Source organism: Citrobacter sp. Cpo103 (assembly GCF_030332605.1).
GTDB classification, from domain to species: Bacteria; Pseudomonadota; Gammaproteobacteria; order Enterobacterales; family Enterobacteriaceae; genus Citrobacter; species Citrobacter portucalensis.
Window position 1 is genome coordinate 432183 of record NZ_JAOWHO010000032.1, and the last position, 26119, is coordinate 458301.

Sequence of the window (26119 nt, forward strand, 5' to 3'; positions counted from 1 at the left end):
TTTATCTTGGGTTAATCCGTTATTTTACCCTTTTCCACGGTAAACATCTTCGAATTTTCATCGGACATGTCTATAACGTGTTCAGCGCTTATTGCGCTGACAAAGACCTGAGATTGCGTGGCTTTTAAGCGGCTGGCCAGCAGTCCGCGACGCGCGTCATCCAGTTCAGAGGCAAAATCATCTATCAGGTACAGGCAGCGCCGCCCGCTTTCACGGGTCAGGAACTCCCCTTGCGCCAGACGTAAGGCGCACATCAGCAGCTTTAGCTGCCCACGCGACAACGTATCTTCCACCGGCGCACCGTCGGCGCGAATGCGGAAATCCGCCTTATGCGGGCCGTGCGCAGTGTAGGTCAACATGCGATCGCGTTCAAAACTGCGTTCCAGCACTTCGGCATAATCAGTCTCTTTCTCCCAGCCGCGCTGGAATGAGAAGGAGAGCGAAAACTCGGGAAGAAACTGCTGGCAGGTATCCGCCATATCCTGCGCGATACCGGCGCTGTACTCCGCGCGCCAGGTGCTGATTTGTTCCGCCAGTGGGATCAGTTCTTTATCCCACGGGCGCAGTTGCTCATAACGACTCACCTGGCGCAGCGCTGCATTGCGCTGCTTGAGCAGTCGCTTCAGGTTGCTCCAGGCGGTGAAAAAACCGACTTCATTGTGAAAGCATCCCCAGTCAAGGAATGCTCTTCTGTATTTGGGGCCGCCGTTGAGTAAAGTAAACCCCTCAGGCGTGATCAGCTGCATCGGCATCAGGTGCGCCAGTTCTGCGACCTTGTGCCCGTCAGTGCCGTCAATGCGCACTTTGCTGTCGCCCAGTTTGTCTTTCGTCAGGCCAATCGACGTCTCACGTTCTTCACCCTGCAAACGCCCGTGTAAAACAAACGACTCCTGCTCGTGGCGAATCACGCGACCAATCTGCAAACTGCGAAACGCCCGACCGTGGCCGAGCGTATAGATAGCTTCCAGTACGCTGGTTTTGCCGCTGCCATTCGCGCCAACCAGGAAGTTAAAGCCGGGGGATAAAGCGAGATCCGCGCTTTCAATATTGCGGAAATCTTTGATTAGCAGTCGGGATAGCGACATATCAACTCATAACCTGGGCGTAATCGTCGCAGTTAGTCTGGTTACGGCCAGCGCACAGCAACCGGAGCGTACTGAAGTACGTGAGGATTGCGAGCACTGCCCGGAGCCAGAATAACAAGTAAGATAGCCCGATATTCTTTACAAGCGCATAGGCATGACGACATAGGCTGCGGATTGGCTGGCCGCATCTTCAATCTGTACGCTCGATACGGAATCGGTCAGCAGAATACGCACGTTCTCGCACTTCAGCGCGTTCAGAACGTCCAGTACGTAGCTCACGTTAAAGCCGATTTCCAGTTCTGTACCAGGATAGGAGACATCCAGAATTTCTTCTGCTTCTTCCTGTTCCGGGTTGTTGGCGGTGATTTTGAGCTGGTTTTCGCTGACATACAGACGCACGCCGCGGAATTTCTCGTTCGAGAGGATCGCCGCACGCGCAAACGCCTGTTTGAGGATATCGCAACCGGCTTCCAGATGTTTGTCCGGGTTCTTCGGCAATACGCGGCGATAATCCGGGAAACGGCCATCAACCAGCTTGGAGGTGAAGATGAAATCACCAACGTGCGCACGAATGTTGTTGCTGCCAATCTGCACGCGCAGCGGGTTATCGCCGCCGTCGAGCATACGCATCAGTTCAATCACGCCTTTACGCGGTACGATCACCGAATGGCTTGGCAACGGCTGACCAACAGGCATTGAACAGACCGCCAGGCGGTGGCCGTCGGTCGCCACGGTACGCAGCTCTTCCCCTTCGGTTTCAAACAGCATGCCGTTTAAGTAGTAACGTACGTCCTGATGCGCCATCGAAAACTGCGTGGCTTCAATCAGGCGCTTCATCGTCGCCTGCGGCAGGGTGAATTCGACTTCGCTCTGCCAGTCGTCCAGATTCGGGAAGTCGGCGGCAGGCAGCGTAGACAGCGAGAAACGGCTGCGGCCAGAACGCACCAGCATACGGTCGCCTTCCAGTTGAACGGCAATTTCCGCGCCTTCCGGCAATCCACGGCAAATATCGAAGAATTTACGCGCCGGAACGGTGGTAGCACCAGGTTCATGAGGCTGGATCAGCGCCACGCGCGCCACCATCTCCATTTCGAGATCGGTACCGGTCAGCGAAAGCGTGCCGTCAGCAACCTGCAGCAGCAGGTTTCCGAGAATAGGCAGTGTAGGACGTCCACCCAGCGGGCCGCTGACCTGCTGAAGCGGTTTTAATAAATGTTCACGTTCAACGGTAAATTTCATAGCGTCACGAAGATAATGTTCTGATTAAATTGGAGAAATCTTCTTTAATATCATGGCTTTCTTCACGCAACTGCTCAATCTTGCGGCAGGCATGAAGCACGGTAGTATGGTCACGCCCACCAAACGCGTCGCCGATTTCCGGCAAACTGTGGTTAGTGAGCTCTTTTGCCAGCGCCATCGCCATCTGGCGCGGGCGAGCTACCGAGCGAGATCGACGCTTAGAAAGCAGATCCGCAATTTTGATTTTGTAATACTCCGCCACCGTCTTCTGAATATTGTCGATGGTGACCAGCTTTTCCTGCAAAGCCAGCAGATCGCGCAGCGCTTCGCGCACGAAATCGATAGTAATCGCCCGGCCGGTAAAATTGGCGTTGGCGATCACGCGGTTCAGTGCGCCTTCCAGCTCACGTACGTTAGAGCGTAGACGCTTGGCAATAAAGAACGCTACTTCACCTGGCAGACGAATGTCGTTTTCGTCGGCTTTTTTCATCAGGATCGCAACACGCGTTTCCAGTTCAGGCGGTTCGATCGCGACAGTCAGTCCCCAGCCAAAGCGGGATTTCAGACGATCTTCAACGCCGTTGATCTCCTTCGGATAGCGATCCGAGGTCAGGATGATCTGCTGATTGCCTTCCAGCAGGGCGTTAAAGGTGTGGAAAAACTCTTCCTGCGATCGCTCTTTATTCGCGAAGAACTGGATATCGTCAATCAGCAGCGCGTCAACGGAACGGTAGTAGCGTTTAAACTCTTCGATCGCGTTGTTTTGCAGGGCTTTGACCATATCCTGCACAAATCGCTCGGAGTGCATATACACCACTTTGGCGTTTGGCTTACGCGCCATAATGCCGTTACCGACAGCGTGCAGCAGGTGGGTTTTACCCAGACCCGTACCGCCATAAAGGAATAACGGATTGTAGGCGCCGCCAGGATTGTCCGCCACCTGACGTGCCGCCGCGCGCGCCAATTGGTTAGATTTACCTTCAACGAAGTTATCAAACGTGTGTTTGACGTTGACGTTAGAACGATAGGTAGGTTCTGCCGGAGCCGGGACGTTATCCCAGCCTGGACGCGCCGCCGGAGCAGCACGTTGCGGTTGCACTTGCTGAGCCACGTGGGCGGGCGCAACAACGTTGTTGACCGGCGTTTTCAGCGTTTGCGTGACGGGTTTAGTGCCGACTTCAAAGCGCAGCTGTGGGGCATCCGCGCCACAGAAATTATTGAGTAATCCATTAATATTATTAAGGTATTTATCCCTTACCCAATCGAGCACGAAACGGTTTGGCGCATACAAAGCCAGCGTGTTATCGCTCAGTTCCGCCTGCAACGGGCGTATCCACATACTGAACTCTGTGGCTGGTAACTCATCCTGCAATCGGGCAAGACACTGCTGCCAAAGCGAAAGTGACACGGCGGACTCCACTCGAACAAAAGTCGATAAATGACAAAGGCTGAAACATTCATGATTGTTGACGCACATCGACAAGACCCTATGCAAAGGGTGACGTGCGAATTGCTATCTGCAATTTTTACCCGATCAGGATCCATTGAAACGATCAGGACCGCGGATCATAGCGTAAACTGAGAAAGAGATCTTCTGTTTCTCACAGATTCTTCCCGATTTATCCACAGGATGATCCAGAATCGGCTAAGTGTAAACGATCCTGGAGAAGTGCTGCAGGTTTTAGCGCGCATATTGAAAAAATTAATGAGTAAAGATGCTTTACTGCTTAAACGATCTAATAAAGATCCCGAGCGATCCTTGCGCTTTATCCACCAGCCCGTATAATTCTTACCCCCAGCGAGTAACGGTCGCCTTACGGCGTCAACGCTGCCTGTTTTTTACGCGAAACCATGCGGAAAAAAGCGGGAAATAAGGAAAGAGAATTGACTCCGGAGTGTACAATTATTACAATCCGGCCTCTTTAATCACCCACACTGTGGCGTAAGTCGTTCGAAATTCGTTCGGGTATACGCAAAAGTCAGTGAATTTATTCAAGTTTAGGTAGAAATCGCCATGAAACGCACTTTTCAACCGTCTGTACTGAAGCGCAACCGTTCTCACGGCTTCCGTGCTCGTATGGCTAATAAAAATGGTCGTCAGGTTCTGGCACGTCGTCGTGCTAAAGGCCGTTCTCGTCTGACCGTTTCTAAGTAATAAAAGCTAGCCCCTGAGTGGTTAAGCTCGCATTTCCCAGGGAGTTACGTTTGTTAACTCCCACTCATTTCACATTCGTCTTCCAGCAGCCACAACGGGCTGGCACGCCGCAAATCACCATCCTCGGCCGCCTGAATTCGCTGGGGCATCCCCGTATCGGTCTTACAGTCGCCAAGAAAAATGTTAAGCGTGCGCATGAACGCAATCGGATTAAACGTCTGACGCGTGAAAGCTTCCGTTTACGTCAGCACGAGCTTCCAGCAATGGATTTCGTGGTGGTGGCGAAAAAAGGGGTTGCTGACCTCGATAACCGTGCTCTCTCGGAAGCGTTGGAAAAATTATGGCGTCGCCATTGTCGCCTGGCTCGCGGGTCCTGATAGCCCTCATTCGGGTCTATCAACGCCTGATCAGTCCGCTGCTTGGGCCGCATTGCCGTTTCACTCCAACCTGTTCGAGCTACGGAATTGAGGCATTGCGCAGGTTTGGAGTGATAAAAGGCAGTTGGTTGACGGTGAAACGCGTATTAAAATGCCACCCTTTACACCCTGGTGGTGACGATCCCGTCCCGCCCGGACCATTTGATACCAGAGAACACTAACGATGGATTCGCAACGCAATCTTTTAGTCATCGCTTTGCTGTTCGTGTCTTTCATGATCTGGCAAGCCTGGGAGCAGGATAAAAACCCGCAACCTCAGGCCCAACAGACCACGCAGACAACGACCACCGCAGCGGGTAGCGCCGCAGACCAGGGCGTACCGGCCAGTGGCCAGGGGAAACTGATTACGGTTAAAACTGACGTGCTTGATCTGACCATCAACACCCGTGGTGGTGATGTGGAACAGGCTTCACTGCCAGCTTACCCGAAAGAACTCGGTTCTACCGAACCGTTCCAGTTACTGGAAACTACGCCACAGTTCATCTACCAGGCACAAAGTGGCCTGACAGGTCGTGACGGCCCGGATAACCCGGCTAACGGCCCGCGTCCGCTGTACAACGTCGATAAAGACGCGTTTGTACTGGCTGACGGTCAGAACGAACTGCAGATCCCGATGACCTATACTGACGCAGCGGGTAACACATTCACTAAAACGTTTGTTCTTAAGCGTGGTGAATATGCTGTCAACGTTAACTACAGCGTGCAGAACGCCGGCGAAAAACCGCTGGAAATCTCCACCTTTGGTCAGCTGAAGCAATCCATCAATCTGCCATCTCATCGTGACACCGGTAGCAGCAACTTTGCGCTGCACACCTTCCGTGGCGCGGCGTACTCCACGCCGGATGAGAAGTATGAGAAATACAAATTCGACACCATTGCTGAAAACGAAAACCTGAACGTCAATGCTAAAGACGGCTGGGTCGCAATGCTGCAACAGTATTTCGCAACGGCATGGGTTCCGCGTAACGACGGCACCAACAACTTCTATACCGCTAACTTGGGTAACGGCATTGCCGCTATCGGCTATAAATCACAGCCGGTACTGGTACAGCCTGGCCAGACTGGCGCGATGACCAGCACCCTGTGGGTCGGCCCGGAAATTCAGGATAAAATGGCGGCCGTTGCACCGCACCTGGATCTGACCGTGGATTACGGCTGGTTGTGGTTCATTTCTCAGCCGCTGTTTAAACTGCTGAAGTGGATCCATAGCTTCCTGGGTAACTGGGGCTTCTCCATCATCGTTATCACCTTTATCGTTCGTGGCATCATGTACCCGCTGACCAAAGCGCAGTACACATCCATGGCGAAGATGCGTATGCTGCAGCCGAAGATTCAGGCTATGCGTGAACGTCTGGGCGATGACAAACAGCGTCAGAGCCAGGAAATGATGGCCCTGTACAAAGCTGAGAAGGTAAACCCGCTGGGCGGCTGCTTCCCGCTGATCATCCAGATGCCAATCTTCCTGGCGTTGTACTACATGCTGATGGGCTCCATTGAACTGCGTCATGCGCCGTTCGCCCTGTGGATCCATGACCTGTCTGCACAGGACCCATACTACATCCTGCCGATTCTGATGGGCGTGACGATGTTCTTCATTCAGAAGATGTCTCCGACCACCGTAACCGACCCGATGCAGCAGAAGATCATGACCTTCATGCCGGTCATCTTCACCGTGTTCTTCCTGTGGTTCCCGTCAGGTCTGGTGCTGTACTATATCGTCAGCAACCTGGTAACCATTATTCAGCAGCAGCTGATTTACCGTGGTCTGGAGAAACGTGGCCTGCATAGCCGCGAGAAGAAAAACTCCTGATTCGGTGTAGGCCGGATTAGGCGAAGCCGCCATCCGGCAAACGGAACATAAAGTAAAGGGCGGTCATTAGACCGCCTTTTTTATTGCATTAAGAAGAGACAAACCATGAGCCATAACGACACCATCGTCGCTCAGGCCACCCCACCGGGACGTGGTGGCGTGGGTATCCTGCGTATCTCCGGCCTGAAAGCGCGTGAGGTCGCAGAAACCGTACTTGGGAAACTGCCCAAACCGCGTTATGCCGATTATCTGCCGTTCAAAGACGCGGATGGCAGCGCGCTGGATCAGGGGATTGCCTTGTGGTTCCCCGGCCCAAACTCCTTTACCGGTGAAGACGTTTTAGAGCTTCAGGGCCACGGCGGTCCGGTGATTCTTGACCTGCTGCTCAAACGTATTCTGACCATTCCCGGGCTGCGCATTGCCAGACCGGGTGAATTCTCCGAGCGAGCGTTTCTCAATGATAAGCTCGATTTAACCCAGGCAGAGGCGATTGCCGACCTGATCGATGCCAGCTCAGAGCAAGCCGCTCGCTCGGCGCTGAACTCGTTGCAGGGCGCATTTTCCGCACGGGTAAATCATCTTGTGGAAGCGCTCACTCACCTGCGCATCTATGTTGAAGCAGCGATCGACTTCCCGGATGAAGAAATCGACTTCCTGTCTGACGGCAAGATTGAAGCGCAACTCAACAGCGTTATCAGCGATCTTGATGCCGTGCGTGCGGAAGCGCGTCAGGGCAGCCTGCTGCGCGAAGGGATGAAGGTGGTGATTGCCGGTCGGCCAAATGCCGGGAAATCAAGCCTGCTGAACGCGCTGGCTGGCCGTGAGGCGGCCATTGTCACCGATATCGCCGGGACTACCCGCGACGTGCTGCGTGAGCATATTCATATCGACGGCATGCCGCTACACATCATCGACACCGCCGGTTTGCGCGATGCCAGCGACGAAGTTGAACGCATCGGTATCGAACGTGCCTGGCAGGAAATTGAACAGGCCGACCGCGTGCTGTTTATGGTGGATGGCACCACCACCGACGCCGTGGACCCGGCAGATATCTGGCCAGACTTTATTGCCCGTCTGCCAGCCAAACTGCCGATCACCGTGGTGCGTAACAAAGCGGATATTACCGGTGAGACGCTGGGCCTTAGCGAAGTAAATGGCCACTCACTGGTTCGCCTCTCCGCGCGTACCGGTGAAGGCGTTGACGTGCTGCGTAACCATCTCAAACAGAGCATGGGCTTTGAAACCAATATGGAAGGCGGCTTCCTGGCCCGTCGTCGTCACCTGCAGGCGCTGGCAGAAGCGGCGGAGCATCTCGAGCAGGGTAAAGCCCAACTGCTCGGAGCATGGGCCGGAGAATTGCTGGCTGAGGAGCTACGCCTGGCGCAGCAGAACCTCAGTGAGATCACCGGAGAATTTACCTCCGACGATCTGCTGGGACGGATTTTCTCCAGCTTCTGTATTGGTAAGTAACGTTGTGTTGCCCGGTGACGCGATGCTAACCGGGCCTACAGGCCCCGTAGGCCGGGAGAAGGCGTTTACGCCGCCACCCGGCAACAACAATTTCCCATGTGGAAATCACTGTTGTCCAAATGGCAACTCGTGCAGTTGACTCTCTGACCGTATGCTTAGCGCCACATTTCTTATGAGGTCGCTATGACACGCTTTCTAATCTGCAGTTTCGCCCTGGTTCTTCTTTATCCTGCCGGTATTGATATGTATCTGGTGGGGCTGCCCCGTATTGCTGCCGATTTACAGGCCAGCGAGGCACAACTGCATATCGCGTTTTCGGTTTATCTGGCGGGAATGGCGACGGCGATGCTGTTCGCCGGTAAAATTGCCGACCAGTCAGGTCGCAAACCGGTCGCCATAGTCGGCGCACTCATCTTTATTTTCGCCTCTGCACTATGTTCTTTCGCCGAAAGCGGTACGCCATTCCTCATAGGTCGTTTTATTCAGGGCGTAGGTGCGGGCTGTTGCTACGTGGTGGCTTTCGCTATCCTGCGCGACACACTCGACGATCGCCGTCGGGCGAAGGTACTGTCGTTGTTGAACGGTATTACCTGTATCGTGCCGGTGCTGGCTCCGGTGATGGGGCATCTGATTATGCTCAAATTCCCGTGGCAGAGCCTGTTCTACACGATGATGGGTATGGGCGTTGCCGTTTGCCTGCTGTCGGTATTTGTCCTGCGAGAATCGCGCCCAGCAACGCTTATGGCGACGACGGAAAAGAACCACACAACCGAATCACTGGTAAACCGTTTTTTCTTAAGCCGTCTGGCCATTACCACCCTCAGCGTGTCGGTGATCCTGACCTTCGTGAACACATCTCCGGTGCTGCTGATGGAAGTGATGGGCTTCGACCGTGGTGAGTACGCTACCACGATGGCCATGACCGCAGGCATCAGTATGGCGGTCTCTTTCTCTACGCCATTTGCTCTGAGCGTATTTAAGCCTCGCGTTCTGATGCTGACCTCACAGGTGCTGTTTCTGTGTGCCGGCGTGGTGTTAACCCTTGCCACTTCACACGCAGTAACGCTTTTCGGGCTGACGTTAATCTGCGCTGGATTCTCGGTCGGCTTCGGTGTTGCGATGAGCCAGGCGCTTGGGCCGTTCTCGCTGCGCGCGGGCGTCGCCAGCTCGGCATTAGGTATTGCGCAGGTTTGCGGTTCCTCGCTGTGGATTTGGCTGGCGGCGGTTCTTGGCCTTGATGCGCTGAATATGCTGATCGGGATTCTGATTGGCTGTAGCATAGTGAGTATCATGCTGATTATCACTGTTGCACCTAACCGGTCCGCGCCAACTCATGAAGAAATCCCTCAGCAGTCTCGATCTTAATTTATTGCTCTGCCTGCAGCTGTTAATGCAGGAACGCAGCGTCACTAAAACCGCCAAACGGATGAACGTCACGCCGTCGGCGGTCAGTAAGTCGCTGTCGAAGCTGCGGACCTGGTTTGATGATCCCTTGTTTGTGAACACCCCGCTGGGGCTATCGCCGACGCCGCTGATGGTCAGCATGGAGCAGAGCCTTGCTGAATGGATGCAGATGGGCAATCAGTTGCTCGATAAGCCGCACCATGAGTCTCCACGCGGGCTGAAGTTTGATCTGGCGGCCGAGACGCCGTTGGTGATGATCATGTTCAATGCGCTCTCCCAGCAGATTTATCTGCGCTATCCCCAGGCGACAATCAAAATACGCAACTGGGACTATGACTCGCTGGATGCCATTATTCGCGGTGAAGTGGATATTGGCTTTACCGGGCGCGAAAGCCATCCGCGTTCGCGCGAACTGCTGAGTTTGTTGCCATTGTCGATCGACCATGAAGTGCTGTTTTCCGATCTGCCTTGCGTCTGGCTACGTGAAGATCATCCCGCACTGCAGGAAGAGTGGAATCTGGACACCTTTCTGCGCTATCCGCACATCAGCATTAGCTGGGAGCAAAGCGATACATGGGCGCTGGATGAAGTCCTGCAAGAAATGGGACGCGCACGCAATATCGCGTTATGTCTGCCCGGTTTTGAGCAATCGCTGTTTATGGCCGCGCAGCCGGATCACGCGCTGATAGCCACCGCACCGGTCTATTGCCAGCGTTATAACCAACTCCACCAGCTTCCACTCGTTGCACGGCCGATGCCATTTGATACGGCGCAACTGGAAAAAATGCGCGTACCGTTCACTCTTCTTTGGCATAAACGCAACAGCCACAATCCTAAGATCGTCTGGCTAAAAGACACGATCAAGGCGCTTTATCGCGATATCTCCTGACGATCCTTCATTTTGGTGTTGCTAAATCGACCATTCTGGCAACAGAAATGTAAATATCGCGTAATGTCTCCCATTTTCGCTTAGTTTTTGGGCAGCAAAGCCTGCCCGGAGGCCGTGTAAATGTTACTCTGGTAATAATCACGGACCATTAATCACGGAGCGACAAATGGCGACACATTTTGCCAGAGGGATTCTTACGGAGGGACACCTGGTTTCAGCTCGCCTCCCTTCTCCATGTCATATCGAAGCAAGAGATCTACCCGCTCATCGCCGGACACGTTTCCTGGCTTCCCGAAGTCTTCTCGCTGAACTGATGTTTATGCTTTACGGCACCAGCACGCTGCCCGAAATTGTTACTCAGGCCAAAGGTAAGCCCGTTTTTCGCGATAAGAACCTGCCGGGTTTTTCGATTTCCTATGCCGGGAATATCGTCGGCGTTGTGCTAACAACTGAAGGAACGTGCGGCCTGGATATGGAACTTCAGCGGGCCACCCGCGGGTTTCACAATCCAAATTCAGCGGAAACGTGGCGCTTCTCCAGTAACGAAAACCTGTGGATCAATAACCAAAACGACCCCAACGAAGCACGCGCGCAGCTCATTACATTGCGCCAGAGCGTACTCAAACTCACTGGCGATGTGTGCAATGACGATCCACGTGAGCTCCAGCTTTTACCCGGCGCAGGGCGTCTGAAATGTGCCCATATGGCGCAGGTTGAAGCCATTTGCGATGCGGAAGATGTACTGGTGTGGTCAGTTGCGGTTACGCCAACCATTGAAAAACTCAAGGTTTGGGAGTTTGATGGTAAACAGGACTGGAAAAGTTTGCCTGATATCCAGACTCGCGCCAATGAGCCAACGGGTCGTCTGATCCGGTTCTCTCAATTATGTGCAGCGAAGAGCCATACGCTTTGATTTAACCTTCATGATGAAACAGGAGCCACCATGTCTGAAACATTGAATGTTGTTACGTTACTGGGAAGTCTGCGCAAAGGTTCGTTTAATGGAATGGTTGCCCGTACGCTGCCCAAGATTGCTCCAGCGGGAATGGAAGTGAACGCGCTGCCGTCGATTGGTGATATCCCTCTGTACGATGCCGACCTCCAACAGGAAGAAGGTTTTCCGGCCAGCGTAGAAGCACTGGCTGAGCAAATCAGAAAGGCTGACGGTGTCGTCATCGTCACACCTGAATATAACTATTCTGTTCCGGGCGGACTGAAGAACGCCATCGACTGGCTGTCCCGACTGCCCGATCAGCCATTATCGGGTAAGCCGGTGCTGATCCAGACCAGTTCTATGGGCGCTATTGGCGGCGCGCGCTGCCAGTATCATCTGCGTCAGATCCTGGTATTCCTCGACGCCATGGTAATGAACAAGCCAGAATTTATGGGCGGCGTCATTCAGAACAAAGTAGACCCGCAGACAGGTGAAGTGATCGACCAAAGCACGCTGGACCATCTGACCGGTCAATTGACCGCATTTGGCGACTACATTCAGCGCGTGAAAGCGTAAAAGAAAAAGCCCGGCGATATGCCGGGCTTGTTTACATATGGGCAAATAAACAGCGATTAGTGCGCGTCGATAAACACAATCTTCAGCACAAACAGCAGCGCGACAATGATGACGCACGGGCTGAGATCGCGGAAACGTCCGGTACCAATCTTCATCACGCAATAAGAAATAAAGCCCAGTGCAATACCTTCGGTAATTGAGAAGCTAAAGGGCATCATCACGGCAGTAATAAACGCCGGAACCGCTTCTGTCAGGTCATCCCACTTCACGCGCGACAGGCTTGATGTCATCAGGACGCCAACGTAAATCAGCGCACCAGCGGCTGCATAACCCGGTACCATCCCCGCCAGCGGCGACAGGAAGATAACCAGCAGGAACAGCAGACCAACGACCACAGCGGTCAGACCGGTACGTCCACCGACCGAAACCCCGGAAGAAGATTCGATATACGCAGTAACGGAAGAAGTCCCGATAAACGCCCCGGTAACCGACGACACGCTATCCACATACAGCGCTTGCTTCATGCGCGGGAACTTGCCCTTCGCATCCGCCAGACCGGCTTTATCCGTAACGCCAATCAGCGTACCGGAGGAGTCGAACAGGTTAACCAGCATGAACGAGAAAATCACACCCGCCAGGCCAATGTTAAACGAACCGGCCAGGTCGACATGTCCGATAACAGACATCACGCTCGGTGGCGCAGAAACGATACCGTTGTAATGGACATCGCCCAGCATCCAGCCCAGTAGCGTGGTTACAATGATAGAAATCAGCACCGCCGCGTGAATGTTACGTGACGCCAGAATCGCGATGATAAAGAAGCCCAGGATACCGAGCAGTACACTGTGGGACGTCAGGTTACCGATAGACACCAGCGTGTCTTTGTTGGCGACGATAACACCGGCGTTTTTCAGCCCCATCATGCCGATGAACAGACCAATACCGCTGGTGATCCCCACACGCAGGCTAACCGGGATATTGGCAATCATCCAGTAACGAACGCGGAAAATCGTCAGCAGCAGCAGACCAACAGCGCCCCAGAAGATAGCGCCCATACCAATCTGCCATGACAGCCCCATCGCGCCAACGACCACGAAAGCGAAGAATGCGTTCAGGCCCATAGCAGGCGCAAGTGCGACCGGCAGGTTGGCAAACAGGCCCATCAGGATGCTACCAAATGCAGCAATAAGGCAGGTGGTAACAAAGACAGCGCTGGTATCCATGCCAGCCACGCCAAGAATTTGCGGGTTAACAAAAACGATATACACCATCGTCAGGAAGGTCGTTAAACCGGCGATCACTTCGGTCCGTGCCGTCGTGCCATGTTCGCGCAGTTTGAACACGCGTTCCAGCATCCCCTGGCCAGAAGCCTGGGTTGTGTGTTGTTGACTCATTATCAATTTCCGAACAAGGAGGGAAAATTCGTCGCTATCCTATACCAAAATGCGACAATAGGGTTGGGTTATGAGCAACTTTTTTCATTGATTTTGCTTATACGGCAACGATTGCGTCGCCCAATAATGCATTACGAAAACGTTAAACTTGTTAAAACGGAAATGACATGTCCCAGATAGAAGCCGTATTTTTTGACTGTGACGGTACCCTTGTCGACAGTGAAGTGATTTGTTCTCGCGCGTATGTCAGCATGTTCCAGGCGTTTGGCATTACGCTCGATCTTGAAGAAATTTTCAAACGCTTCAAGGGGGTAAAGCTGTACGAGATCATCGACATTATCAACGAAGAGCACGGTGTCGAACTGGCAAAAGCCGATTTAGAACCGGTTTACCGCGCTGAGGTCGCACGTCTGTTCGATACGGAACTGGAGGTGATTGCCGGTGCCAATGCGCTACTGGACAGCATGGCCGTACCAATGTGTGTGGTCTCTAACGGTCCAGTCAGCAAAATGCAGCATTCGCTGGGTAAGCTGGGCATGTTGCACCATTTCCCTGATTTACTGTTCAGCGGCTACGATATTCAGCGTTGGAAGCCCGATCCGGCCCTGATGTTCCATGCGGCGAAAGCGATGGACGTTAACGTTGAGAACTGCATTCTGGTTGATGATTCCAGCGCAGGTGCGCAGGCGGGGATTGCCGCCGGGATGGAAGTGTTCTACTTCTGCGCCGATCCGCATAACAAACCGATCGATCATCCAAAAGTGACGACGTTTACCGATCTGGCACAGTTGCCGGAATTGTGGAAGGCGCGGGGTTGGAATATCGTCGAATAAACAGTAGGCCCGATAAGCAAAGCGCCATCAGGCGAATGGCGCAGAATGCCGGATGCGGCGTAACACCTTATCCGGCCTACAATAGCGACGCCGGGGGAACCCGGCGAACGCAACAAGCTGCTTATTCCTTCGGATCTTTGCCCGCCAGCAGCTTATCCAGCTCATCGCCGCCCACGTGACGGAAGTCTTGTCCCTTCACGAAGTAGAAGATGTATTCGCAGATATTCTGGCAGCGGTCACCGATACGTTCGATGGAACGTGCGCAGAACAGCGCGGTCAGCACGCTTGGAATGGTACGTGGGTCTTCCATCATATAAGTCATCAGCTGACGCACGATGCCTTCATATTCCTGGTCAACTTTCTTATCTTCGCGATAAATACGCACTGCTTCGTCCAGATCCATACGTGCAAACGCATCCAGAACGTCATGCAGCATTTGTACGGTATGGCGGCCCAGTGATTCCAGGCTTACCAGCAGCGGCTGGTGCTGTTGCGAGAACTTCTCCAGCGCGGTACGGCAAATTTTGTCCGCCACGTCGCCAATACGTTCCAGCTCAGCGATGGTTTTGATAATCGCCATCACCAGACGCAGGTCGCTCGCTGTCGGTTGACGCTTGGCGATGATACGCACGCAGGCTTCGTCGATCGCCACTTCCATCATGTTGACGTTCTTATCGCCTTCAATGACGCGCTTCGCCAGCTCGCTGTCCTGGTTGTGCATCGCCGTGATTGCATCAGAAAGCTGCTGCTCGACCATGCCGCCCATGGTCATCACCTGGGTACGGATGCTTTCCAGCTCTGCATTGAACTGGCCGGAAATATGTTTATTAAGGTTAAGGTTATCCACAACAAGCTCCTGAATCAGCCGTAACGACCGGTGATGTAATCTTCAGTTTGTTTCTTCGCGGGCTTGGTGAACAGATCGTCCGTGTTGCTGAACTCAATCAACTCGCCCAGGTACATAAATGCCGTGTGATCGGAACAACGCGCAGCCTGCTGCATGTTGTGGGTAACGATAACAACGGTGTAATCCTCTTTCAGCTCAGTGATCAGCTCTTCGATACGCCCGGTAGAAATAGGGTCGAGCGCTGAACATGGCTCATCGAGCAGAAGCACTTCCGGGCGAATGGCGATACCACGCGCAATACACAGACGCTGCTGCTGACCACCCGAGAGAGAGTACCCGCTCTGGTGTAATTTATCTTTGGTTTCGTTCCACAATGCGGCCTTGGTCAATGCCCACTGCACACGCTCGTCCATATCCGCACGCGAGAGTTTCTCAAACAGACGCACGCCAAAAGCGATGTTGTCGTAGATGGACATCGGGAACGGCGTTGGCTTCTGGAAAACCATGCCCACTTTGGCACGCAGCAGAGCGATATCCTGGGTATTGGTGAGAATATTGTCGCCATCCAGCAGGATTTCACCTTCCGCACGCTGCTCTGGGTACAGTTCAAACATTTTGTTGAACGTACGCAGCAGCGTCGATTTACCACAGCCTGACGGCCCGATAAACGCCGTTACCTGGTTTTTAGCAATATCCAGGTTGATGTTCTTCAGGGCATGGAATTTGCCATAGTAGAAGTTCAAATCACGAACCTGAATCTTACCCGGGGCAGTATCAACCATACTCATTTCAATCTCTTCCTCATTCGGCGCCGCATCAGCCACGCCGTAAAAATTAACCGTGTTTCTTCTTCGCGAAAATGACGCGCGCCAGAATGTTCAGCAGCAGTACGCACAGGGTAATAATCAGTACCCCGGCCCAGGCCAGTTGCTGCCACTCAGCAAACGGGCTCATCGCAAACTTAAAGATAGTGACCGGCAGGTTGGCGATAGGCTGCATCATGTCGGTGCTCCAGAACTGGTTGGAGAGCGACGTAAACAGCAACGGAGCCGTTTCACCTGCGATACGAGCAATTGCTAACAGAACGCCTGTAATGATCCCCGAGACAGACGCCTTCAGGGTGATCGCAGAAATCATTTTCCACTTCGGCGTACCCAGTGCATAGGCGGCTTCACGCAGGCTATCCGGCACCAGCTTGAGCATGTTCTCCGTGGTACGGATAACAATGGGCACCTGCAGCAGCGCCAGCGCGATAACGCCCGCCCAGCCAGAGAAGTGTTCCATTTTTGCTACCACGATGGTGTAAACGAACAGACCGACCACGATTGATGGTGCAGACAGCAGAATGTCGTTGATAAAGCGGATAACTTCAGCCAGCCAGGACTTACGTCCGTACTCTGCCAGGTAGATACCCGCCATAATGCCAAGCGGTGTACCAAACACGGTCGCCCACAGAATTAACAGTCCGCTACCGGCCAGGGCGTTCGCCAGACCACCACCCGCTGTATTCGGCGGAGGCGTCATTTCTGTGAACAGCGCCAGCGACATACCGTCAATACCACGGGTGATCGTGGACATCAGGATCCAAATGAGCCAGAACAGACCGAACGCCATGGTCGCCATAGAGAGCGTCAGCGCGATGCGGTTTTTCAGACGGCGACGTGCCTGCATTTTACGGCGGGACTCCGCCAGAGCAGTGGTGTTTTGCATTTCAAGCGTAGCCATTAGCGTGCCCCCTCGTTCTTCGCAAGGCGCATGATCATGAACTTAGACGCCGCCAGTACGATGAAGGTGATCACAAACAGAATCAGACCCAGTTCCATCAACGCAGCAACGTGCAGGCCAGATTCCGCTTCGGCAAATTCATTCGCCAGCGCAGAGGTAATACTGTTGCCCGGCATGTACAGCGAGGCGCTATCGAGCTGGTAGGTGTTACCAATGATAAAGGTCACCGCCATGGTTTCACCCAGCGCGCGGCCCAGACCCAGCATCACACCGCCGATCACACCATTTTTGGTGAACGGCAGGACGATACGCCAGATAACTTCCCAGGTGGTACAGCCGATGCCGTAGGCTGACTCTTTCATAAGCACCGGCGTTTGTTCGAACACATCACGCATAACCGCAGCAATGTACGGAATGATCATGATAGCGAGGATCACACCAGCCGCCAGAATACCGATACCAAACGCCGGGCCGGCAAACAATGCGCCAACAAACGGAATGTTGGAAAGGATGTTCCCGACCGGCTCCTGGAAGTAAGTCGCAAACAGCGGGGCAAAGATAAACAGGCCCCACATGCCGTATACGATACTCGGAATTGCTGCCAGCAGTTCAATAGCGATACCCAACGGGCGACGCAGCCAGCCAGGTGCAAGTTCAGTCAGGAACAGCGCAATGCCGAAACTCACCGGAACGGCAATCAGCAATGCAATAAACGAGGTGACCAGCGTACCGTAAATAGGTACCAGCGCGCCGTAGATATCGTTCGGCGCATCCCAGTCTTTGGTCCACAAAAAGGAGAAACCAAATTTCTGAATGCTTGGCCAGGAGGAGATAACCAGAGAGACAATAATGCCACCCAACATCAATAGCACAATCAGCGCAGCCAGTTTTACCAGCACGCTGAATATCATGTCACCCTTTTTACCCGGTGGGTTAAAAGCAGGCTTGGTTGCAGCCATAAATCACTCTTTAAGTTAAACGCGTTTACGAAATTGCCCTGCCGGATGGCGCTACGCTTATCCGGCCTACAAATTGGGCCTACAGTCGGAACTGTAGGGCGGATAAGCGTAGCGCCATCCGCCAACTCGTTAAAGATATTCTATTAGTACAGCGCTTTACCGCTGCTGTCTTTCACGTTGGTCTTCCATGCAGCACGAATCTGCTCAACCACGCTGTCCGGCAGGCTGGCGTAATCCAGGTCATTAGCCTGTTTGCCACCATTTTTGTATGCCCAGTCGAAGAATTTCAGCACTTCAACGCCCTGCTCAGGCTTCTTCTGCTCTTTATGGACCAGGATGAAGGTGGTGGAAGTGATTGGCCACGCATCGTCACCTTTCTGGTTAGTCAGATCCTGAGCGAAGGTTTTGCTCCAGTCAGCGCCTTTAGCGGCGTTGGCAAAGTTTTCTTCGGTCGGGCTTACCGGTTTGCCATCAGCAGAGACCAGCTTGGTGTACGCCAGGTTGTTCTGCTTAGCGTAAGCGTACTCAACGTAACCGATAGAACCCGGCAGACGCTGTACGAACGCGGCGATACCGTCGTTACCTTTACCGCCCAGACCGGTCGGCCAGTTAACGGTAGAGCCGGAACCAATTTTAGATTTCCACTCTTCGTTCACTTTCGCCAGGTAGCTAGTGAAGACAAAGGAAGTACCAGAACCATCAGCGCGACGCACAACGGCGATATTTTGCGAAGGCAGCTTCAGACCTGGGTTCAGTTTGGTGATGGCTTCGTCATCCCACTTCTTAATTTTACCGAGGTAGATGTCGCCCAGCGTTTTACCGTCAAGCACCAGCTCGCCGGATTTCAGTCCTGGGATATTCACCGCCAGCACCACACCGCCGATAACGGTCGGGAACTGGAACAGGCCTTCTTGTGCCAGTTTCTCGTCAGATAGCGGTGCATCAGAAGCGCCGAAATCAACGGTATTGGCCGTAATTTGTTTTACACCACCGGAGGAGCCGATACCCTGGTAGTTTACTTTGCTACCGGTCTCTTTCTGATAGGTATCTGCCCATTTGGCATACACTGGCGCAGGGAAGGTTGCACCTGCACCTGTCAGGCTCGCTGCTGCAAACGCAGAGAACGCGCTCATGGATAAGGTCGCGGCGACAACAGTTGCGACAGTGGTACGCATAACTTTCATAATGTCTCCTGCACGGTTTTCGTAAATTGTTGTTTGAGTTGCTACTGTGAGCAAAATAGGACAAACAGGTGACAGTTAAATGTACGAAATATGACAGTTTTATGACAATGAAAAATACGGAAAGCTATTTATCTAAAAATACATTTAAAACAAAACGTTAACTATTACCATGACAATAATATTTCGCTAAAATTTTCTTTTTATGACACTGCAAACAGTAGCTGAAGATGACGGTTTGTCACATAAAACAGGCGGGATAATTGATTAAAAACAGAACAAGTTTAAAAAAATGCCCCGCTTATAGCAGGGCATTTTCAGTTCAGTAAGGTACGGATTACTCTACGGTAACCGACTTAGCCAGGTTACGCGGCTGATCCACATCGGTGCCTTTAATCAGCGCCACATGATACGCCAGCAGCTGCAGCGGAACGGTGTAGAAGATCGGTGCAATAACCTCTTCCACATGCGGCATCTCAATGATGTGCATGTTTTCGCTGCTGGTAAAGCCAGCATCCTGGTCAGCAAAGACGTACAGCTGACCGCCACGGGCGCGAACTTCTTCAATGTTGGACTTCAGTTTTTCCAGCAGTTCGTTGTTCGGCGCGACTACGATAACCGGCATATCGGCATCAATCAGCGCCAGCGGACCGTGTTTCAGTTCGCCTGCGGCATAAGCTTCAGCGTGAATATAAGAGATCTCTTTCAGCTTCAGCGCGCCTTCCAGCGCAATCGGGTACTGATCGCCACGGCCCAGGAACAGCGCATGGTGTTTATCAGAGAAACCTTCAGCCAGAGCGGCAATGCGTTTGTCCTGAGACAGCATCTGCTCAATACGGCTCGGCAGCGCCTGCAGACCGTGAACGATTTCCTGCTCAATAGCCACATCCAGGCCTTTCAGACGAGACAGTTTCGCCACCAGCATCAGCAGAACGGTCAGCTGAGTGGTAAATGCTTTCGTGGAGGCCACGCCGATTTCGGTACCAGCATTGGTCATCATCGCCAGGTCGGATTCGCGCACCAGAGAAGAGCCCGGTACGTTACAAATAGCCAACGAGCCCAGATAGCCCAACTCTTTGGATAAGCGCAGACCCGCCAGGGTATCTGCCGTTTCACCTGACTGGGAAAGGGTGATCATCAGGCTGTTACGACGCACGGCGGATTTGCGATAGCGGAATTCGGAAGCAATTTCGACATCACAAGGAATGCCAGCCAGCGATTCAAACCAGTAGCGGGACACCATACCGGAGTTGTACGACGTACCACAGGCGATAATCTGGATATGCTCAACCTGAGACAGCAGCTCGTTGGCATGCGAACCCAGCTCGCTTAAATCCACTTCACCGTGGCTGATACGGCCGGTCAGCGTGTTTTTAATTGCGTTCGGCTGTTCGTAGATCTCTTTCTGCATGTAGTGGCGATAAATACCTTTTTCGCCCGCATCGTATTGCAGATTAGATTCGATATCCTGACGTTTCACTTCCGCGCCAGACTTGTCGAAAATAGAGACCGAACGACGGGTCACTTCCGCGATATCACCCTCTTCCAGGAAGATGAAGCGACGGGTTACCGGCAGCAGTGCCAGCTGATCGGAAGCGATAAAGTTCTCACCCATACCCAGACCAATCACCAGCGGGCTGCCAGAACGGGCCGCCAGCAGGGTTTCCGGGTTACGGGTATCCATGATCACCGTGCCGTAGGCACCGCGCAGCTGCGGAATAGTACGCAGCACGGCTTCACGCAGCGTACCACCCTGTTCCAGCTCCCAGTGCACCAGGTGAGCAATCACTTCGGTGTCGGTTTCAGAAACAAAGGTGTAGCCACGCGTTTTCAACAGCTCACGCAGTGGTTCATGGTTTTCAATGATGCCGTTATGCACCACAACAATGTGTTCAGAAACATGGGGATGCGCGTTCGCTTCTGAAGGTTCACCGTGTGTCGCCCAGCGGGTGTGAGCAATACCAGTACCACCATGCAGCGGATGTTCTTCCGCAGCAGCAGTCAGCATCTGCACTTTACCCAGACGACGCAGACGGGTCATGTTGCCTTCAGCATCGACAACGGCCAGACCAGCAGAGTCATAACCACGATATTCCAGACGACGTAAACCTTCGAGAAGGATTTCAGCTACATCACGCTGCGCGATAGCGCCAACAATTCCACACATATTTTTTGATTCCGAATTTAGGCATTGTGCCTGTCGTTGTCGGTCAACCTGATACCCGTATTCCGGGCGCCCCGAGCCTTGTAGAGAGTGGGGTTATTTTTATAGGTACTGCTTGTTGAGCGGAGGATTATATTATCCCCTCATCTCTTGTCTGCCTGATGGCGCTCACGCTTATCAGGCCTACAGAACGTCACCGCACGTAGGCCGGATAAGGCAAAGCCGCCATCCGGCAAAAATAAATTACTTCTTCTTCACCGGACGCTGCCAGCCCTGTTTATGAACCTGAGGTACACGGCTTAATACCAGTTCGTTATCGGCGACATTACGCGTTACGGTGGTTCCGGCGGCAATCGTCGCACCTTTACCCACGGTGACAGGTGCCACCAGCTGAGTATCAGAACCCACAAACACATCATCACCAATAATGGTTTTAAACTTATTGGCACCATCGTAGTTGCAGGTGATCGTACCCGCGCCGATATTCACGTTATCGCCAATTTCCGCATCGCCCAGATAGGTCAAATGACCAGCTTTAGAGCCTTTACCCAGACGCGCTTTTTTCATTTCGACGAAGTTACCCACGTGTGCGCCTTCCTGCAGCTCAGCACCCGGGCGCAGACGCGCGAATGGACCGATGGTGCAAGCGGCTTCCAGATGGGCATCTTCAACCACACTGTACGGGCTAAGCTCACAACCCTCACCAATCACGCTGTTTTTGATGATGCAGCCAGCGCCAATCTTGACGCGATCCCCAACGGTTACGTTACCTTCAATGATAACGTTAGTATCAATTTCAACATCGCGCCCGTGAATCAGCGTACCGCGAAGATCAAAACGTGCAGGATCGCGCAGCATCACGCCCGCCAGCAGCAGTTTTTCTGCCTGCTCGGACTGATACACACGTTCCAGACGGGATAACTGAAGGCGGTTATTTACCCCTTCCGTTTCACTGATTCGCGCCGGATGTACCGCAGCAATTTCACGTCCTTCCTGATACGCCATCGCGATGATATCGGTGATGTAGTATTCACCCTGCACGTTGTTGTTTGTCAGTTTAGACAGCCAACGCTTCATGTCAGCGCCGTTGGCAATCAGAATGCCTGTGTTGATTTCCTGGATTTGACGCTGCTCGTCAGTTGCATCTTTGTGCTCGACGATCCCTGTGACGTTACCGTTTTCGCGCGTAATACGCCCATAGCCGGAAGGGTCGTCCAGTTTTACCGTTAACAAACCGATACCACCCTGCGGTTTGGCTTCACGCAGGCGACGTAAGGTATCGGTAGAGATCAGCGGCACATCGCCATAGAGCATTAAAATGTCTTCGTCATCACTAAAGAATGGCGCCGCCTGCTGCATTGCATGGCCGGTACCCAACTGCTCAGCCTGCAGAACCCAATTCAGATTGCCATCTTTCAGCGTTTGCTTAAGCAGATCGCCACCGTGTCCGTAGACAAGATGTACATGAGTCGCACCTAATTCATTAGCTGCATCAATGACATGCTGAACCATCGGCTTTCCTGCGAGGGTGTGCAGCACTTTAGGAAGATCGGAATACATACGCGTGCCTTTGCCTGCGGCAAGGATCACAACGCTCATAGCATTATTCAACATACACGTCCTGACTGTAATTTGAGAACGAATTTATACCGTTTCACATTGAAAATACTACATTTTTTTCAGCGTGAAATGGACCGAGGATAAAACGTTCAACAGGGGGGATTCCCCATCTGATAACTCACTATTTTCGTCTATATCTGCGTCTTTTGTCTCCCAAAAACCAGGAGTCTGCTCTTATTAAAGCCTTAGGTTAATGTTTTTGCTATTTTTTTACCGCATGAATAAAGCATTACATCAGCATAGAACGATTTTATTTATGTGATTCAGTGAGAAGCAGAAAAATGGATTGGGAAAATTGAGGGGAGGAATGATAGAAAACGAATGATACAGCGAAGGAGGGGGGATTTAATAACGATGGCGCTAGCTGATAACCGTATTAAGCATCGCGCCACAGAACAGGTAGGGAACGACTAAACGCCCATGCTGCTGAAAAGGGCGATGATTTTGTTAAACAATTTCATGTTGGTATCCTGTTTTTATCTGAATTAATTTTGTGACGCACATCACATAAAAAGAGTCTACGCCTCATTTTTTAACCGATCAACATTTTTTGTGATGTAAATCACAAAATAATAAAACAGCTTTTTAGTTCCACTTTTACTGAAACAAATCCATAAAAAAAGCCAGCCTGGAAACCAGACTGGCCTTTGTGCTTTTCAAGCCGGTGTTACATCGCTTTTTTGGTCAACTCGATAACGCGCAGTTTCGCGATCGCTTTGGCCAGTTCCGCAGATGCCTGAGCGTAATCCACGTCACCATGAGAGCTCTTAATATGCTCTTCAGCCTTACGCTTCGCTTCCAGGGCTCTCGCTTCATCGAGATCCTGTCCGCGAATCGCGGTATCAGCCAGTACGGTCACACTGCCAGGCTGCACTTCGAGAATGCCGCCGGACAGATAGATAAACTCTTCATGACCGAACTGTTTAACGATGCGGATCATACCAGGCTTAATGGCGGTGAGCAGCGGTGCGTGACCCGGGAAAATACCCAGTTCACCTTCACTACCCGTTACCTGGATTTTCTCGACCAGACCAGAGAACATTTGTTGCTCTGCGCTGACGACGTCCAGGTGGTAAGTCATTGCCATATCACCCTCCGATTAAGGCGTTAAAGTTTTTTGGCTTTTTCCACGGCTTCGTCGATAGAACCAACCATGTAGAACGCCTGCTCTGGCAAGTGGTCGTATTCGCCTTCCATGATGCCTTTAAAGCCACGGATGGTGTCTTTCAGGGAAACGTATTTACCCGGAGAACCGGTGAATACTTCCGCAACGAAGAACGGCTGGGACAGGAAGCGCTGGATCTTACGCGCACGTGCTACCACCAGTTTATCTTCTTCAGACAGTTCATCCATACCCAGGATGGCGATGATGTCTTTCAGTTCCTGATAACGCTGCAGCAGGGACTGTACGCCACGCGCGGTGTCGTAGTGTTCCTGACCAACAACCAGCGGATCCAACTGACGGCTGGTGGAGTCCAGCGGGTCAACTGCCGGGTAGATACCCAGAGAAGCGATCTGACGGCTCAGTACCACGGTTGCATCCAAGTGAGCAAAGGTGGTTGCTGGGGACGGGTCAGTCAAGTCATCCGCAGGTACGTATACCGCCTGAACGGAGGTGATAGAACCGGTTTTGGTAGAGGTGATACGTTCCTGAAGAACACCCATCTCTTCCGCCAGGGTCGGCTGGTAGCCTACCGCTGATGGCATACGACCCAGCAGTGCAGATACTTCTGTACCGGCCAGGGTGTAACGGTAGATGTTATCAACGAACAGCAGAACGTCACGACCTTCGTCACGGAACTTCTCAGCCATGGTCAGACCGGTCAGTGCAACGCGCAGACGGTTTCCCGGCGGCTCGTTCATCTGGCCATATACCAGGGATACTTTGTCCAGTACGTTGGAGTCGGTCATTTCGTGGTAGAAGTCGTTACCCTCACGAGTACGTTCACCTACGCCCGCAAACACGGAGTAACCGGAGTGTTCGATCGCGATGTTACGGATCAGCTCCATCATGTTTACGGTTTTACCTACACCCGCACCACCGAACAGACCGACTTTACCGCCCTTAGCGAACGGACACATCAGGTCGATAACTTTGATGCCGGTTTCCAGCAGTTCCTGAGAGCTGGACAGCTCTTCGTAGGAAGGTGCTGCGCGGTGGATAGCCCAACGCTCTTCTTCACCGATATCGCCTTTCATGTCGATCGGGTGACCCAGGACGTTCATGATACGACCCAGGGTTGCTTTACCTACCGGGACTTCGATCGGGTGTTCGAGGTCTTTAACTTCCAGACCACGACGCAGACCGTCGGAAGAACCCATGGCGATGGTACGTACGATACCGCCGCCGAGCTGCTGCTGAACTTCCAGCACCAGGCTCTCATTACCATTCATAACCTCAAGAGCATCGTACACGCGCGGTACGGCATCCTGAGGGAATTCGACGTCAACCACGGCGCCGATTACCTGGACAATTTTTCCAGTAGCCATCTTGAATCCTCTACGAATTAACCTGGTTATACCGCGGATGCACCACCGACGATTTCGGTGAGTTCCTGAGTAATGCTGGCCTGACGAGCTTTGTTGTATACCAACTGCAGCTCTTTAATCAGGCTGCCGCCATTGTCGGTCGCGGCTTTCATCGCCACCATACGTGCGGCCTGCTCGCTGGCCAGGTTTTCTACCACGCCCTGATAAACCTGAGACTCGACATAACGACGCAGCAGGGTATCCAGCAGCGCTTTCGGGTCTGGTTCATACAGGTAATCCCAGGATTTACGCTTCAATTCATCATCATCTGATGCCGGCAGAGGCAGCAGTTGGGTGATGGTTGGCGTCTGAGACATGGTGTTAATAAATTTGTTGCTGACAACGTACAGTCTGTCCAGACGACCTTCATCGTAGGCTTGCAGCATCACTTTAACCGGACCGATCAGTTCGGACAGGGAAGGGTTATCCCCCATACCGGTTACCTGAGCGATCACGTTACCACCAACGGAGTTAAAGAAAGACACGCCCTTAGAGCCGATCATTGCGATATCGCACTGAACGCCTTTATCGGACCATGTTTTCATATCCGCCAGCAGCTTTTTGAACAGGTTAATGTTCAAGCCACCGCACAGACCACGGTCGGTCGACACCACCAGGTAGCCCACGCGTTTAACGTCGCGTTCTTCCAGGTAAGGGTGCTTATATTCCAGATTACCATTCGCAAGGTGACCAATCACTTTGCGCATGGTCTCTGCATAAGGACGGCTGGCCGCCATGCGATCCTGCGATTTACGCATTTTGGAAGCGGCGACCATCTCCATCGCTTTAGTGATCTTCTGCGTGTTCTGGACGCTTGCGATCTTACTACGTATCTCTTTTGCGCCGGCCATGAGCTTCTCCTCAATGC

25 protein-coding genes are annotated in these 26119 nt (G+C 52.7%); 11 read left to right on the top strand and 14 right to left on the bottom strand.

Annotated elements, in window-relative coordinates; genetic code table 11:
- Positions 1–11: 11 nt before the first annotated feature.
- From recF to dnaA, 3 genes are all read right to left on the bottom strand, one after another.
- Complete coding sequence (gene recF / locus OGX89_RS14695) at positions 12–1085, bottom strand: DNA replication/repair protein RecF (RefSeq protein ID WP_063941195.1); 1074 nt, start codon at positions 1083–1085, stop codon at positions 12–14.
- Between the two features lie 138 nt (positions 1086–1223).
- The gene (gene dnaN / locus OGX89_RS14700) at positions 1224–2324 is read right to left on the bottom strand and encodes a DNA polymerase III subunit beta (protein WP_003023863.1); all 1101 of its coding nucleotides are present in this window, start codon (positions 2322–2324) and stop codon (positions 1224–1226) included.
- Between the two features lie 4 nt (positions 2325–2328).
- Positions 2329–3732, bottom strand: coding sequence for a chromosomal replication initiator protein DnaA (dnaA, locus tag OGX89_RS14705; protein ID WP_003827078.1), 1404 nt, complete (start codon positions 3730–3732; stop codon positions 2329–2331).
- A 297-nt stretch (positions 3733–4029) separates the two neighbouring features.
- Between dnaA and OGX89_RS23890 the strand changes: the two genes are divergently transcribed.
- From OGX89_RS23890 to OGX89_RS14750, 10 genes are all read left to right on the top strand, one after another.
- Positions 4030–4110 (top strand): hypothetical protein, encoded by an 81-nt coding sequence (locus tag OGX89_RS23890; protein ID WP_418222139.1) that lies wholly within the window; start codon positions 4030–4032, stop codon positions 4108–4110.
- Between the two features lie 228 nt (positions 4111–4338).
- On the top strand, positions 4339–4479 hold the full coding sequence (rpmH, locus tag OGX89_RS14710) for a 50S ribosomal protein L34 (protein ID WP_003023858.1): 141 nt from the start codon (positions 4339–4341) through the stop codon (positions 4477–4479).
- Between the two features lie 17 nt (positions 4480–4496).
- Complete coding sequence (rnpA, locus tag OGX89_RS14715) at positions 4497–4856, top strand: ribonuclease P protein component (RefSeq protein WP_003844432.1); 360 nt, start codon at positions 4497–4499, stop codon at positions 4854–4856.
- Positions 4820–5077, top strand: coding sequence for a membrane protein insertion efficiency factor YidD (gene yidD, locus OGX89_RS14720; protein ID WP_003023846.1), 258 nt, complete (start codon positions 4820–4822; stop codon positions 5075–5077). Before rnpA ends, yidD begins: the two co-directional genes overlap by 37 nt.
- Before the next feature lie 2 nt (positions 5078–5079).
- Positions 5080–6726 carry a membrane protein insertase YidC gene (gene yidC / locus OGX89_RS14725; protein WP_003827058.1) on the top strand — a complete coding sequence of 549 codons (1647 nt, stop codon included), beginning with the start codon at positions 5080–5082 and terminating at the stop codon, positions 6724–6726.
- 105 nt (positions 6727–6831) lie between these two features.
- Positions 6832–8196: a tRNA uridine-5-carboxymethylaminomethyl(34) synthesis GTPase MnmE gene (gene mnmE / locus OGX89_RS14730; protein WP_126956570.1), complete on the top strand. Its 1365-nt coding sequence runs from the start codon at positions 6832–6834 to the stop codon at positions 8194–8196.
- 183 nt (positions 8197–8379) lie between these two features.
- Complete coding sequence (locus OGX89_RS14735) at positions 8380–9561, top strand: MFS transporter (RefSeq protein WP_003827053.1); 1182 nt, start codon at positions 8380–8382, stop codon at positions 9559–9561.
- Positions 9530–10489 (top strand): HTH-type transcriptional regulator YidZ, encoded by a 960-nt coding sequence (gene yidZ, locus OGX89_RS14740; RefSeq protein WP_126956572.1) that lies wholly within the window; start codon positions 9530–9532, stop codon positions 10487–10489. Before OGX89_RS14735 ends, yidZ begins: the two co-directional genes overlap by 32 nt.
- A 166-nt stretch (positions 10490–10655) precedes the next feature.
- A complete protein-coding gene (locus tag OGX89_RS14745) occupies positions 10656–11402 on the top strand; it encodes a 4'-phosphopantetheinyl transferase family protein (protein WP_126956574.1) in 747 nt (248 codons plus the stop codon).
- A gap of 30 nt (positions 11403–11432) precedes the next feature.
- Positions 11433–11999 carry an NADPH-dependent FMN reductase gene (locus tag OGX89_RS14750; RefSeq protein WP_003827046.1) on the top strand — a complete coding sequence of 189 codons (567 nt, stop codon included), beginning with the start codon at positions 11433–11435 and terminating at the stop codon, positions 11997–11999.
- A 56-nt stretch (positions 12000–12055) separates the two neighbouring features.
- On the opposite strand, the gene adeP is transcribed toward OGX89_RS14750, so the two are convergent.
- Positions 12056–13393, bottom strand: coding sequence for an adenine permease AdeP (gene adeP / locus OGX89_RS14755; RefSeq protein ID WP_003827042.1), 1338 nt, complete (start codon positions 13391–13393; stop codon positions 12056–12058).
- A 167-nt stretch (positions 13394–13560) separates the two neighbouring features.
- Between adeP and yieH the strand changes: the two genes are divergently transcribed.
- Positions 13561–14226: a 6-phosphogluconate phosphatase gene (yieH, locus tag OGX89_RS14760; protein ID WP_003827040.1), complete on the top strand. Its 666-nt coding sequence runs from the start codon at positions 13561–13563 to the stop codon at positions 14224–14226.
- 121 nt (positions 14227–14347) lie between these two features.
- On the opposite strand, the gene phoU is transcribed toward yieH, so the two are convergent.
- The 10 genes from phoU to atpG all read right to left on the bottom strand — a co-directional run bounded on the left by phoU (position 14348) and on the right by atpG (position 26102).
- Positions 14348–15073, bottom strand: coding sequence for a phosphate signaling complex protein PhoU (gene phoU / locus OGX89_RS14765; protein WP_003023824.1), 726 nt, complete (start codon positions 15071–15073; stop codon positions 14348–14350).
- A 14-nt stretch (positions 15074–15087) separates the two neighbouring features.
- On the bottom strand, positions 15088–15861 hold the full coding sequence (pstB, locus tag OGX89_RS14770) for a phosphate ABC transporter ATP-binding protein PstB (RefSeq protein ID WP_003023821.1): 774 nt from the start codon (positions 15859–15861) through the stop codon (positions 15088–15090).
- Between the two features lie 46 nt (positions 15862–15907).
- On the bottom strand, positions 15908–16798 hold the full coding sequence (gene pstA / locus OGX89_RS14775; protein ID WP_003827037.1) for a phosphate ABC transporter permease PstA: 891 nt from the start codon (positions 16796–16798) through the stop codon (positions 15908–15910).
- A complete protein-coding gene (pstC, locus tag OGX89_RS14780; RefSeq protein WP_003827035.1) occupies positions 16798–17757 on the bottom strand; it encodes a phosphate ABC transporter permease PstC in 960 nt (319 codons plus the stop codon). Before pstC ends, pstA begins: the two co-directional genes overlap by 1 nt.
- Before the next feature lie 143 nt (positions 17758–17900).
- Complete coding sequence (pstS, locus tag OGX89_RS14785) at positions 17901–18941, bottom strand: phosphate ABC transporter substrate-binding protein PstS (protein WP_003827033.1); 1041 nt, start codon at positions 18939–18941, stop codon at positions 17901–17903.
- 334 nt (positions 18942–19275) lie between these two features.
- The gene (gene glmS, locus OGX89_RS14790) at positions 19276–21105 is read right to left on the bottom strand and encodes a glutamine--fructose-6-phosphate transaminase (isomerizing) (protein ID WP_003827031.1); all 1830 of its coding nucleotides are present in this window, start codon (positions 21103–21105) and stop codon (positions 19276–19278) included.
- 240 nt (positions 21106–21345) lie between these two features.
- Complete coding sequence (gene glmU / locus OGX89_RS14795; protein WP_003827028.1) at positions 21346–22716, bottom strand: bifunctional UDP-N-acetylglucosamine diphosphorylase/glucosamine-1-phosphate N-acetyltransferase GlmU; 1371 nt, start codon at positions 22714–22716, stop codon at positions 21346–21348.
- 673 nt (positions 22717–23389) lie between these two features.
- On the bottom strand, positions 23390–23809 hold the full coding sequence (locus tag OGX89_RS14800; RefSeq protein WP_003023809.1) for a F0F1 ATP synthase subunit epsilon: 420 nt from the start codon (positions 23807–23809) through the stop codon (positions 23390–23392).
- 20 nt (positions 23810–23829) lie between these two features.
- The gene (gene atpD, locus OGX89_RS14805) at positions 23830–25212 is read right to left on the bottom strand and encodes a F0F1 ATP synthase subunit beta (RefSeq protein WP_045448998.1); all 1383 of its coding nucleotides are present in this window, start codon (positions 25210–25212) and stop codon (positions 23830–23832) included.
- A 26-nt stretch (positions 25213–25238) separates the two neighbouring features.
- The gene (gene atpG / locus OGX89_RS14810; RefSeq protein ID WP_003023804.1) at positions 25239–26102 is read right to left on the bottom strand and encodes a F0F1 ATP synthase subunit gamma; all 864 of its coding nucleotides are present in this window, start codon (positions 26100–26102) and stop codon (positions 25239–25241) included.
- Positions 26103–26119: the final 17 nt, after the last annotated feature.

What these genes read in the sequence shown, in the direction of transcription:
- recF (WP_063941195.1), bottom strand. Translation starts at nt 1,085, where the DNA reads ATGTCGCTATCCCGACTGCTAATCAAAGATTTCCGCAATATTGAAAGC.
- dnaN (WP_003023863.1), bottom strand. Translation starts at nt 2,324, where the DNA reads ATGAAATTTACCGTTGAACGTGAACATTTATTAAAACCGCTTCAGCAG.
- OGX89_RS23890 (WP_418222139.1), top strand. Translation starts at nt 4,030, where the DNA reads ATGAGTAAAGATGCTTTACTGCTTAAACGATCTAATAAAGATCCCGAG.
- rpmH (WP_003023858.1), top strand. Translation starts at nt 4,339, where the DNA reads ATGAAACGCACTTTTCAACCGTCTGTACTGAAGCGCAACCGTTCTCAC.
- yidD (WP_003023846.1), top strand. Translation starts at nt 4,820, where the DNA reads ATGGCGTCGCCATTGTCGCCTGGCTCGCGGGTCCTGATAGCCCTCATT.
- yidC (WP_003827058.1), top strand. Translation starts at nt 5,080, where the DNA reads ATGGATTCGCAACGCAATCTTTTAGTCATCGCTTTGCTGTTCGTGTCT.
- mnmE (WP_126956570.1), top strand. Translation starts at nt 6,832, where the DNA reads ATGAGCCATAACGACACCATCGTCGCTCAGGCCACCCCACCGGGACGT.
- OGX89_RS14735 (WP_003827053.1), top strand. Translation starts at nt 8,380, where the DNA reads ATGACACGCTTTCTAATCTGCAGTTTCGCCCTGGTTCTTCTTTATCCT.
- yidZ (WP_126956572.1), top strand. Translation starts at nt 9,530, where the DNA reads ATGAAGAAATCCCTCAGCAGTCTCGATCTTAATTTATTGCTCTGCCTG.
- OGX89_RS14745 (WP_126956574.1), top strand. Translation starts at nt 10,656, where the DNA reads ATGGCGACACATTTTGCCAGAGGGATTCTTACGGAGGGACACCTGGTT.
- OGX89_RS14750 (WP_003827046.1), top strand. Translation starts at nt 11,433, where the DNA reads ATGTCTGAAACATTGAATGTTGTTACGTTACTGGGAAGTCTGCGCAAA.
- adeP (WP_003827042.1), bottom strand. Translation starts at nt 13,393, where the DNA reads ATGAGTCAACAACACACAACCCAGGCTTCTGGCCAGGGGATGCTGGAA.
- yieH (WP_003827040.1), top strand. Translation starts at nt 13,561, where the DNA reads ATGTCCCAGATAGAAGCCGTATTTTTTGACTGTGACGGTACCCTTGTC.
- pstB (WP_003023821.1), bottom strand. Translation starts at nt 15,861, where the DNA reads ATGAGTATGGTTGATACTGCCCCGGGTAAGATTCAGGTTCGTGATTTG.
- pstA (WP_003827037.1), bottom strand. Translation starts at nt 16,798, where the DNA reads ATGGCTACGCTTGAAATGCAAAACACCACTGCTCTGGCGGAGTCCCGC.
- pstC (WP_003827035.1), bottom strand. Translation starts at nt 17,757, where the DNA reads ATGGCTGCAACCAAGCCTGCTTTTAACCCACCGGGTAAAAAGGGTGAC.
- pstS (WP_003827033.1), bottom strand. Translation starts at nt 18,941, where the DNA reads ATGAAAGTTATGCGTACCACTGTCGCAACTGTTGTCGCCGCGACCTTA.
- glmS (WP_003827031.1), bottom strand. Translation starts at nt 21,105, where the DNA reads ATGTGTGGAATTGTTGGCGCTATCGCGCAGCGTGATGTAGCTGAAATC.
- glmU (WP_003827028.1), bottom strand. Translation starts at nt 22,716, where the DNA reads ATGTTGAATAATGCTATGAGCGTTGTGATCCTTGCCGCAGGCAAAGGC.
- OGX89_RS14800 (WP_003023809.1), bottom strand. Translation starts at nt 23,809, where the DNA reads ATGGCAATGACTTACCACCTGGACGTCGTCAGCGCAGAGCAACAAATG.
- atpD (WP_045448998.1), bottom strand. Translation starts at nt 25,212, where the DNA reads ATGGCTACTGGAAAAATTGTCCAGGTAATCGGCGCCGTGGTTGACGTC.
- atpG (WP_003023804.1), bottom strand. Translation starts at nt 26,102, where the DNA reads ATGGCCGGCGCAAAAGAGATACGTAGTAAGATCGCAAGCGTCCAGAAC.